The sequence below is a fragment of the Tissierella sp. MB52-C2 genome (assembly GCF_030931715.1).
Lineage (GTDB): Bacteria > Bacillota > Clostridia > Tissierellales > Tissierellaceae > Tissierella.
In genome coordinates this window covers 3,487,049-3,498,908 of record NZ_CP133261.1, presented here as the reverse complement: position 1 = coordinate 3,498,908, position 11,860 = coordinate 3,487,049, and the positions used below count along the sequence as shown (strand labels likewise).

Sequence of the window (11,860 nt, the reverse complement as noted above, 5' to 3'; positions counted from 1 at the left end):
AATTTGCTATACTGAATAAGTTGTCTCAAACAAGGCAACATGAACTTAGAAAACTAAACAGTGTGAGAAACTTTGAATTATAAAAAGTAACACATGAAACAACAGTCAGCAAATTGAGCTGAATCAAACTTTTAAATGAGAGTTTGATCCTGGCTCAGGACGAACGCTGGCGGCGTGCCTAACACATGCAAGTCGAGCGAAGTTTTCAAAGTCGATTTCTTCGGAATGAAACTTTGATTATCTTAGCGGCGGACGGGTGAGTAACGCGTGAGAAACCTGCCTTTCACAAAGGGATAGCCTCGGGAAACTGGGATTAATACCTTATGATACTAAATCTTCACATGAAGGAATAGTCAAAGCGTAAAGCGGTGAAAGATGGTCTCGCGTCCCATTAGTTAGTTGGTGAGGTAATGGCTCACCAAGACCACGATGGGTAGCCGGCCTGAGAGGGTGAACGGCCACACTGGAACTGAGACACGGTCCAGACTCCTACGGGAGGCAGCAGTGGGGAATATTGCACAATGGAGGAAACTCTGATGCAGCGACGCCGCGTGAACGATGAAGGCCTTCGGGTCGTAAAGTTCTGTCCTTGGGGACGATAATGACGGTACCCAAGGAGGAAGCCCCGGCTAACTACGTGCCAGCAGCCGCGGTAATACGTAGGGGGCAAGCGTTGTCCGGATTTATTGGGCGTAAAGGGTGCGTAGGCGGCCTTTTAAGTCAGATGTGAAAGATCACGGCTCAACCGTGGTAAGCATTTGAAACTGGAAGGCTTGAGTTAAGGAGAGGAAAGTGGAATTCCTAGTGTAGCGGTGAAATGCGTAGATATTAGGAGGAATACCAGTGGCGAAGGCGACTTTCTGGACTTATACTGACGCTGATGCACGAAAGCGTGGGGAGCGAACAGGATTAGATACCCTGGTAGTCCACGCCGTAAACGATGAGTGCTAGGTGTTGGGGGTCAAACCTCGGTGCCGCAGCTAACGCATTAAGCACTCCGCCTGGGGAGTACGTACGCAAGTATGAAACTCAAAGGAATTGACGGGGACCCGCACAAGCAGCGGAGCATGTGGTTTAATTCGAAGCAACGCGAAGAACCTTACCAGGGCTTGACATGCCCCTGACAGGTCTAGAGATAGATCTTTACCTTCGGGTACAGGGGACACAGGTGGTGCATGGTTGTCGTCAGCTCGTGTCGTGAGATGTTGGGTTAAGTCCCGCAACGAGCGCAACCCTTGCCTTTAGTTGCTACCATTAAGTTGAGCACTCTAGAGGGACTGCCGATGACAAATCGGAGGAAGGTGGGGATGACGTCAAATCATCATGCCCTTTATGTCCTGGGCTACACACGTGCTACAATGGTCGGTACAACGAGCAGCTACTTAGCGATAAGATGCAAATCTCTTAAAGCCGATCCCAGTTCGGATTGCAGGCTGCAACTCGCCTGCATGAAGTCGGAGTTGCTAGTAATCGTGAATCAGAATGTCGCGGTGAATGCGTTCCCGGGTCTTGTACACACCGCCCGTCACACCATGGGAGTTGGCAATACCCGAAGCCAGTGAGCTAACCGTAAGGAGGCAGCTGTCGAAGGTAGGGTCAATAACTAGGGTGAAGTCGTAACAAGGTAGCCGTATCGGAAGGTGCGGCTGGATCACCTCCTTTCTAAGGAGTTCAAAAGAACTCACACTGTTTGTTTATAAATTTGGTTCATTAAAATTACAGAATCAATCACATTGAAATCCTTTGGATTTCAATTGTTAATTGTGGCTGTAAAATTGTGAATTTAATCGTGGGGGTGTAGCTCAGTTGGGAGAGCACCTGCCTTGCAAGCAGGGGGTCAGGAGTTCGACTCTCCTCATCTCCACCAAACAATTATCGAGTATAATTGTTCACACTGAACATTGAAAACTACAAATTGCAATATAAATAAGTAATTTAGGTCAAGTTATTAAGGGCGTAGGGCGAATGCCTTGGCACCAAGAGCCGATGAAGGACGGGATAAGCACCGATATGCTTCGGGGAGTCGCAAATAGACTGTGATCCGGAGATTTCCGAATGGGGAAACCTACTTGAGCAACCCTCAAGTATCATACGCTGAATACATAGGTGTATGAAGGAAGACCAGGGGAACTGAAACATCTAAGTACCCTGAGGAGAAGAAAGAAAAATCGATTTCCTAAGTAGCGGCGAGCGAACGGGAAAGAGCCCAAACCAGATTTATCTGGGGTTAAGGACCAGCATAATGGAATAATAAATCTAATAGAAGAGGATTGGAAAATCCCACCATAGACGGTGATAGTCCGGTATATGAAAGAAAAGTTTACCAGCTGGTATCCAGAGTACCACGGGACACGTGAAATCCTGTGGGAAGTAGGGAGGACCACCTCCCAAGGCTAAATACTCCTTGGTGACCGATAGAGAAATAGTACCGTGAGGGAAAGGTGAAAAGAACCCCGGAAGGGGAGTGAAATAGAATCTGAAACCCTACGCCTACAAGCAGTGGAAGCACATTATTCGTGTAACCACGTACTTTTTGTAGAACGGGCCAGCGAGTTATGGTAGTGAGCAAGGTTAATGACTTAAGGTCAGGAGCCGTAGGGAAACCAAGTCTTAATAGGGCGACTAAGTTCCCTGCCATAGACCCGAAACCGGGTGACCTATCCATGGGCAGAGTGAAGTTGAAGTAAAATTCAATGGAGGCTCGAACCCGTTAGCGTTTAAAAGCTATGGGATGACCTGTGGATAGGGGTGAAAAGCCAATCGAACTCGGAGATAGCTGGTTCTCCTCGAAATAGCTTTAGGGCTAGCCTCAAGGAAAAGTGATATGGAGGTAGAGCACTGAATGGTCTAGGGGCGCATAGCGTTACCAAAACCTATCAAACTCCGAATGCCATACTCATAACCTTGGGAGTCAGACTATGTGGGATAAGCTTCATAGTCGAAAGGGAAAGAGCCCAGATCACCAGCTAAGGTCCCTAAATCCAGATTAAGTGGTAAAGGATGTGAGGTTTCACAGACAACCAGGATGTTGGCTTAGAAGCAGCCATACATTTAAAGAGTGCGTAATAGCTCACTGGTCGAGAGACCTTGCGCCGAAGATTTCCGGGGCTTAAATCTGGTACCGAAGCTGTGGGATTCGTAAGAATCGGTAGAGGAGCATTGTGTGTGGGTAGAAGGTATACCGTAAGGAGTGCTGGACTGCACACAAGAGAGAATGCTGGCATAAGTAGCGAAAGGTGAGTGAGAATCTCACCCGTCGAAAGCCTAAGGTTTCCTGAGGAAGGTTCGTCCACTCAGGGTAAGTCGGGACCTAAGCCAAGGCTGAAAAGCGTAGGCGATGGACAACAGGTTGAAATTCCTGTACTAGTTATAAGCGTTTGAGAAATGGAGTGACGCAGGAGGATAGGCTAAGCGTGCCGTTGGTTGAGCACGTCTAAGCATAAAGGAAGTGAGTATAGGCAAATCCGTACTCATAATTCTGAAATGTGATGGGGATCGAAAAACAAGTAGAGAAGTAGCTGACTCCACACTGCCAAGAAAAGCTTCTATCGAGCAAGTAACTACCCGTACCGCAAACCGACACAGGTAGGCGAGGAGAGAATCCTAAGACGAGCGGAAGAACCATTGTTAAGGAACTCGGCAAAATAGCCCCGTAACTTAGGGAGAAGGGGTGCCAGGGAAACCTGGCCGCAGTGAATAGGCCCAAGCGACTGTTTACCAAAAACACAAGTATCTGCTAAGTCGAAAGACGAAGTATAGGTGCTGACACCTGCCCGGTGCTGGAAGGTTAAGGGGAAGGCTTAGCGTAAGCGAAGGCTAGAACTTAAGCCCCAGTAAACGGCGGCCGTAACTATAACGGTCCTAAGGTAGCGAAATTCCTTGTCGGGTAAGTTCCGACCCGCACGAAAGGTGTAACGATTTGGGCACTGTCTCAACAATGGATCCGGTGAAATTGTAGTATACGTGAAGATGCGTATTACCCGCGACAGGACGGAAAGACCCCGTGGAGCTTTACTGCAGGCTGACATTGGATTTCGGCATTGCATGTACAGGATAGGTGGGAGACTTTGAAGCCAGGGCGCCAGCTTTGGTGGAGTCAACCTTGGGATACCACTCTTGTAATGCTGAAATTCTAACCTGATACCATGAAACTGGTATAGGGACACTGTCAGTTGGGCAGTTTGACTGGGGCGGTCGCCTCCTAAAGAGTAACGGAGGCGCTCAAAGGTTCCCTCAGCACGGTCGGAAATCGTGCGAAGAGTGTAAAGGCAAAAGGGAGCTTAACTGCGACACCAACAAGTGGAGCAGAAACGAAAGTTGGACTTAGTGATCCGGTGGTTCCGAGTGGAAGGGCCATCGCTCAACGGATAAAAGCTACCCCGGGGATAACAGGCTTATCTTCCCCAAGAGTCCACATCGACGGGGAGGTTTGGCACCTCGATGTCGGCTCGTCTCATCCTGGGGCTGGAGTAGGTCCCAAGGGTTGGGCTGTTCGCCCATTAAAGAGGCACGCGAGCTGGGTTCAGAACGTCGTGAGACAGTTCGGTCCCTATCCGTCGTGGGCGTAGGAAATTTGAGAGGAGCTGTCCTTAGTACGAGAGGACCGGGATGGACAGACCGCTGGTGTATCAGTTGTCATGCCAATGGCACGGCTGAGTAGCTATGTCTGGAAGGGATAAGTGCTGAAGGCATCTAAGCACGAAGCCCCCCTCAAGATAAGATTTCCCACTTTAAAAGTTAAGACTCCAAGAAGACCACTTGGTAGATAGGTCTCAGGTGTAAGAGTAGTAATACTTTAAGCTAAGAGATACTAATAAGTCGAGGACTTGACCTAAAATATTGCAATTGATAGTTTTCGTCTGGTGACGATAGCAAGATGGACACACCTGTACCCATACCGAACACAGAAGTTAAGCATCTTAACGCCGATGGTACTTGGTTGGAAACGACCTGGGAGAGTAGGAAGTTGCCGGGCTTACATAAAAACATATAGAAAGCTCTATTACGTTGGTCGTAGTAGGGCTTTCTTTTTTTATGACCTAACCCGACAAACGATAGTGAGTTGTAGGTAGGTCAAACGCAACACTCGCTTCGCTCATTCCTACGCTCACTGGCGTTCACTTCGCTGTCCGTTTTGTCTACAATTCGTTACACTCATTGGACAAAAAGGCAACGAGCACCAAATCTATACGAGTGTAACGAGTAAATAGACTTGAGCTTCGAGACTGCGAAGTTGCATATATACAGTATATTCACATATAAAGTCCTATCACCTTAGCCGTAATAGGACTTTTTTTATGCCTATTTAAGTCATAGGATAAGCCCTCTATCTAATATATTAATTATTAGAATAGGAGGGAAAAGATGAAAAAAGAGTGGTTAAGTATTGCTTCAATATATGTAGGTACAGTAATAGGTGCAGGATTTGCCTCAGGACGGGAAATCATAGAGTTCTTTGGGGTCTATGGTATTAATGGAATATGGGGAATGTTCATAGTTGGTATAATTCTTTCATTGATTGGAAGTTTACTTCTTATAAAAATATATAATAATAAAATCAGAAGTTGCCGGGCTTACATAAAAACATATAGAAAGCTCTATTACGTTGGTCGTAGTAGGGCTTTCTTTTTTTATGACCTAACCCGACAAACGATAGTGAGTTGTAGGTAGGTCAAACGCAACACTCGCTTCGCTCATTCCTACGCTCACTGGCGTTCACTTCGCTGTCCGTTTTGTCTACAATTCGTTACACTCATTGGACAAAAAGGCAACGAGCACCAAATCTATACGAGTGTAACGAGTAAATAGACTTGAGCTTCGAGACTGCGAAGTTGCATATATACAGTATATTCACATATAAAGTCCTATCACCTTAGCCGTAATAGGACTTTTTTTATGCCTATTTAAGTCATAGGATAAGCCCTCTATCTAATATATTAATTATTAGAATAGGAGGGAAAAGATGAAAAAAGAGTGGTTAAGTATTGCTTCAATATATGTAGGTACAGTAATAGGTGCAGGATTTGCCTCAGGACGGGAAATCATAGAGTTCTTTGGGGTCTATGGTATTAATGGAATATGGGGAATGTTCATAGTTGGTATAATTCTTTCATTGATTGGAAGTTTACTTCTTATAAAAATATATAATAATAAAATCAGAGGATTTGATGAATTAATATGTAATATATTTGGTAAAAGGTTTGGAGTTATATTGGATAGTATAATTACATTTTCTCTATATACTGGTTTCAGCGTAATGGTAGCTGGAAGTGGTGCTATCTTTAGCCAAGAACTAAACTTATCCTTTAATCTTGGCGTCATTTTTATGGTGGTGTTATCTTTTATAGTTTTTCTATTTAGTCTAGAGGGATTATCTTTCATAAATACAATGTTAGTTCCACTACTTGTCATAGGTATTATATTTACATCCTTATATTTGAATATTAGAGAAGGTTATAATTTTTCCAATATAAATGGTGTTAACTTAACTTTAAAGGGTAACTTTCTAACATCAGCACTTTTATATGTGGGATCTAATTCATTGATTATTGTTGTAGTATTTTCATCTCTATTGCCAATGATTAATAGTAAAAGAACAGCTATATTAGGAGGGGTAACTGGAGGATTTATATTGTCTATACTTGGAATGTCTATATTAACATCTATGCTTATATATTATAACGAAGTATTTCTTTTAGATATACCTATGTTAAAAATATGCGATTATATAAGTAATGGCTATAGGAAGTTTTATGCTTTTATTCTCTGGATTTCCATATTTACTACAGCATTAGCAAATGGATTTGGATTTATGAATAAGGTATCTAACAGTAAATATAAAATATTAATTACAGCATTATATTGTTTACTATCTATTCCAGTAGCCAAACTTGGATTTTCTAAATTAGTTGCAGTATTATATCCTATATTTGGGTTGATAGGTATTTTTGTACTCATTTTCATTTTAGTAGCATTATAATAAAAACAAGGGGATAAATGAAATGGAATATTTTAATACAAGTGATAATGTAAAATTATATTATGAAGTAAAGGGAGAAGGTAAACCAATACTTTTTATCCATGGATTTACTGAAAACCATAATTCCTTTAGAATACAGCAGAGGGCATTGTTTAAAAAATATAAAATAATTACCTATGATGTAAGAGGTCACGGTCTATCTAGCAGGGTAGATTATGGACTAAATATAGAAAGACTTGCATTGGACCTAAAGGAGTTTATAGATTATTTAGAGCTACAAGATATAGTATTAGTAGGATGGTCTATGGGTGCTTCAATTATATTTGAATATATAAATCTATTTGGAGAAGATAAATTGTCTAAAATATGTATTATAGATAAAGGTCCGAAGGTTTTAAATGATAATAATTGGAATCTAGGTTTATATCATGGTAAATATACTATGGAAAATGCTTTAAAGGATTTAAGTTTAATCAAAGACAATTGGATGAAATTTGCAGAAAGATTTATAAAAAGTATGGCACCTTATTTCAATGAAAAACAATTTAGTATTTCAATGGATAAGATGAAAAATAATTCACCTCAGGTAATGTATGCAATATGGAAATCCATGATAGAAAAGGATTATAGAAAGACTTTAAGTAAAATACATATACCGGCTTTAATAATATTTGGGGGAGAAAGCACTTTTTATTCAGTTGATACAGGAAGATATCTTAAAGAAAATATTAGAGATTCAGAGTTAGTAATATTTGAAAACTGCACCCACCTATTGGTATTAGAAAACCCTATTAGATTTAATAGGGTTTTAGAGGAATTTACATCCAAGTATTAAACTTTTTAATATAGATATTTTTAACAATCTGCGTAAGAATAGAGTAAGCTAACAATATTCCCACTAACCAAGGGAAATAACTAAATGGTAAGGGGACAAGTCCTATATAAGTTCCGAACCCAGTATATGGAATTATTATTCCTAGACTTATTATTAAGAAAGTCATTATCATTAGGGGAGTAGAAGCCCTACTTTGTATAAATGGAATCTTCTTTGTCCTTATCATATGGACTATTAGGGTCTGTGATACGAGTCCTACTACAAACCAACCAGATTGAAATAAAGGCTGTAATTCTATCGTATTTGCTTTAAACACAAACCACATAATAGCAAAGGTAGCAATATCAAATATGGAACTAATAGGTCCTATATATAGCATAAACTTACCTATTTTATCTGCATTCCATTTTTGAGGTGTTTTCAAGTATTCTTCATCCATGCTATCCCAAGGTATAGCTATTTGAGAAATACTATAGAGTAAGTTTTGTACAAGTAACTGTATAGGCAACATTGGTAAAAATGGCAAAAATGCACTAGCTGCTAATACACTAAATACATTTCCAAAGTTAGAACTAGCAGTCATATTTATATATTTAACAATATTTCCAAATACTCTTCTACCTTCAATAACTCCTTTTTCCAAAACATTTAAATCTTTTTCAAGCAATATTATATCAGCAGATTCCTTAGCTATATCAACTGCAGTATCTACAGAGATACCTACATCAGCTTGCTTTAAGGCTTGAGCGTCGTTAATGCCATCACCTAAGAAACCAACAACATGATTATTATTTTGCAGAACAGAGATAACTCTTTCTTTTTGCATTGGAGATAGTTTTGCTAGGATATTGGACTTTGATGCTACTTCGTACAATTTTTCATCTATCATTTCTTCTACATCTATTCCTAAAACCACAGTATCTACGGGAATCCCAACATCTTTACATATTTTTTTAGCAACTATATCATTATCTCCAGTTAATACCTTGACAGTTACTCCGTGCTCATGTAATGCCTTTATTGCAGAAACAGCTGAATCCTTTGGAGGATCTAAAAAGCCCATATATCCAATAAGAACCATATTACTTTCATCTTTAATGCTAAAGATATTTTCATCTGGAACATTATTTTTTTGAGCTATAGCAAGGACTCTCATGCCATCTTCATTAAGTTTAGTTACCATATCCATAACGGTTTTTATTAAATCTTCAGTTAAAGGCAAAACATCTCCATTGATTTCTACAAAAGAACATATAGAGATCATTTCTTCAACAGCACCTTTGGTTATAAGTTGTCTTTTTCCATTTTCACTTTCAACCACTACTGACATCCTACGTCTTGTAAAATCAAAGGGAATTTCATCTACTCTTTCATATATCTTTGTTACTTCGTTGAATCCTTTTTCGTTACCATATTCTATTACGGCAATATCTAATAAGTTTTTTAATCCTGTTTGATAATAACTATTCAAGTACCCATGTCTTAAGACCCTATCATTTTCATTGCCCAGCACATCTAAATGTGTTTCCAATATAATTTTATCTAATGTTAAAGTTCCAGTTTTATCTGTACATAAAATATCCATAGCTCCAAAATTTTGAATAGAGCTCAATCTTTTAACTACAATTTTACGTTTAGATAAAGATATTGCTCCTTTGGCAAGATTAGTAGAAACCAAAGTTGGAAGCATTTCAGGAGTTAAGCCTACAGCTATTGAAATAGCAAACAAAAAGGCATTTATCCAATCTTTTTTTGTTAATCCGTTTATTAAGAAAACTATAGGAACCATAACTAACATAAATCTTATTAGAAGAAAACTAACACTTTTAACACCTTCTTCAAAGCTAGTTTGCCCTCTATCTTTAGCAAGAGACTCTGCAATAGTACCAAAGTATGTTTGGTTTCCTGTTTGCAAAACTATACCTACTGCAGAACCACTAACAACTATGGTCCCCATTAAGGCAATATTTTCTAAATCGGATATATTCTTATTTACATTCTTATCTTTAATCTCTGAAAATTTCTCGACAGGCTCTGATTCACCGGTTAAGGAAGATTGACTGATAAATAAATCTTTGCAAGTAATAATTCTTAGATCTGCAGGTATTAAATCTCCAGCTGCTAAATGAATAATATCTCCTGGAACTACATCGGATATATTGATTTCTCTTTTCTTCATACCACCTCTTTTAACAGATGTAGTTGTAGGAACAAGATATTTTAGATTATCCGCTGTTATTTGAGATTTATACTCTTGAGAAAACTTAAGGATTACACTAATTAATATCATAGTGGAAATAATTACTATAGTCATCCAAGACTTCTCTCCAGGTGGAGCAAAAGCAATATCGGTAAAATAAGATACCAAAACTATAACTAATAATATCAAAATAAAAGGATCTACAAAGGAATTTAAAAGGTAAATATACCAAGGTTTCCTTTTTTCAGAAATTATTTCATTGTGTCCATAAAAGCTTAATCTGTTATCTGCTTCTATTTCAGATAGACCATCGATGGATGAATTTAACTCTCTTAAAATAGTATCAATATTTTTTGAACTCATATCTTGTAGGTTTTTATTTATACTTTCATTACTGTAAACTCTTTTCTTTTTCATAATTTACACCTCCAAAAAAGACAACACTAAATAATGGTTTAGTAAATAGTCTAACCATAAATTAAATTCGTATTGAATCTTTAAATTTTAAAATAAGCTTGGAAAAATTATTTAGAAGGGTTTTCTTGAGATATATGTAAAGAAAAGATAATTATTTATATAATTATACGATATTAACTATACATATACTTCAGCCTTCCTCTATATAAGTACTACTCGGTCCAGAATCCATTGATTTACTCACCTCCAAAAAAATAATAATCCTCCACCAAAGCTTGAAGGGGAAGGATTTACTCTTCTCGTTCAAGTTTTGGCTTTATAAGGCGTTGAAATTGCATTAGGTTGAGCCTTGCGACAAAACCTGCTAACCAGTGCAGAGTGTTTCCACCCTTTTACGGCAGCAATCCATATCCTTATAGTAACCTCACCTACCGAGATTATTAAGTTCGCTTATAAGCATATACTGTAAAATTATAAATGTCAAGTATTTTTATAAAATTTGTTAATAATAGAATGTATAATCTTTAATTAAAAGTCTTTCTACTATGGCTTTAATATAATCCATAGTATTATTTCTTGAATCATCATAGGAAATTTTATTGTTTAATACTCTTTTTAGCATACCTTCAAAGATTAAAAGAGTCATATCATTTAATTTATTTGCATCTTCAAGTCGAATATAGCCTTCATTTACACATGCATATACAGTAGTTTGTGCTCTTTCATTAATATCAGTTTTCAGTAGCATAGTAGAAATATTTTTATCTTTACTAATAATATCTTCTGGAAAAAGTTTATAGTAATCAGCAACATAATCTTCAAAATGTTTTTCTAGATTTGGGAAGAAAATGGCATTATAAATTTCTGGTTTATCATAGGCATAGTCACAGAAACATTCCCAAACTTTGAGAAACCTATCCATGGCATTTTTTGCATCTTTTAAATATGCATCTAAAGCATGGGCATAATCTTTTATATGTTTCATAGAAGCATATAAAATTAAATGATCTAGATTTTCAAAATAATTATAAAGTGTAGCACTATTATATCCAGCCTTATCAGCTACTTTTCTTAAAGTTATTCCATTAATTCCAACTTCATCTATTAGATCTACAGTTGCATTAATAAAATAAGACATCATTCTTTTTCGTTGAATCGTTTTTTTCACCATTAATCACCATATTTATATTATTCTTACTAGATTAATATTAGCATAAATACTTCAAAATCACAATTTAATTATGGCTAAATAGATTTAGAATTGTCTATACTAATAAAATAATTATAAAAATTATTAATAATTACGATTGTAATATAATCATGATTATGATATTATATAAATTAACGAAAAAAGTTTCACAAAGTTTCAAAAAGTTTTCAATATCTATAATCTAGATTATGGATATTGAGGTATTCATTAAAAATAACA

Annotated in this window: 5 protein-coding genes, 1 tRNA gene, 3 rRNA genes and 1 riboswitch; of the genes, 7 read left to right on the top strand and 2 right to left on the bottom strand. The window is 37.9% G+C overall.

Translation table 11 applies throughout. The features are described 5' to 3' along the window. Positions 1-131: 131 nt before the first annotated feature. The 7 genes from RBU61_RS17570 (at position 132) to RBU61_RS17540 (ending at position 7,814) form a co-directional block, all read left to right on the top strand. Positions 132-1,662, top strand: a 16S ribosomal RNA gene (locus tag RBU61_RS17570). Positions 1,663-1,791: 129 nt separating this feature from the next. Further along, positions 1,792-1,867: transfer RNA gene (locus RBU61_RS17565), tRNA-Ala, on the top strand. A 71-nt stretch (positions 1,868-1,938) separates the two neighbouring features. Beyond that, positions 1,939-4,834 (top strand): 23S ribosomal RNA (locus RBU61_RS17560). 24 nt (positions 4,835-4,858) lie between these two features. Beyond that, positions 4,859-4,975 (top strand): 5S ribosomal RNA (rrf, locus tag RBU61_RS17555). The 16S, 23S and 5S rRNA genes sit together here with 1 tRNA gene alongside, the layout of an rRNA operon. Positions 4,976-5,364: 389 nt before the next feature. Further along, a complete protein-coding gene (locus tag RBU61_RS17550) occupies positions 5,365-5,670 on the top strand; it encodes a hypothetical protein (RefSeq protein ID WP_308876951.1) in 306 nt (101 codons plus the stop codon). A 292-nt stretch (positions 5,671-5,962) separates the two neighbouring features. Then, on the top strand, positions 5,963-6,979 hold the full coding sequence (locus tag RBU61_RS17545) for a hypothetical protein (protein WP_308876950.1): 1,017 nt from the start codon (positions 5,963-5,965) through the stop codon (positions 6,977-6,979). Between the two features lie 22 nt (positions 6,980-7,001). Further along, positions 7,002-7,814 (top strand): alpha/beta hydrolase, encoded by an 813-nt coding sequence (locus RBU61_RS17540; protein ID WP_308876949.1) that lies wholly within the window; start codon positions 7,002-7,004, stop codon positions 7,812-7,814. On the opposite strand, the gene mgtA is transcribed toward RBU61_RS17540, so the two are convergent. Continuing rightward, entirely contained in the window at positions 7,798-10,431 is a 2,634-nt protein-coding gene (gene mgtA, locus RBU61_RS17535) for a magnesium-translocating P-type ATPase (protein ID WP_308876948.1), read from the bottom strand. The genes RBU61_RS17540 and mgtA overlap by 17 nt on opposite strands. Before the next feature lie 288 nt (positions 10,432-10,719). Then, positions 10,720-10,874, bottom strand: a riboswitch (M-box (ykoK) riboswitch). Between the two features lie 59 nt (positions 10,875-10,933). Beyond that, positions 10,934-11,599, bottom strand: a complete 666-nt coding sequence (locus RBU61_RS17530) for a TetR/AcrR family transcriptional regulator (RefSeq protein WP_308876947.1) — start codon at positions 11,597-11,599, stop codon at positions 10,934-10,936. Positions 11,600-11,860: the final 261 nt, after the last annotated feature.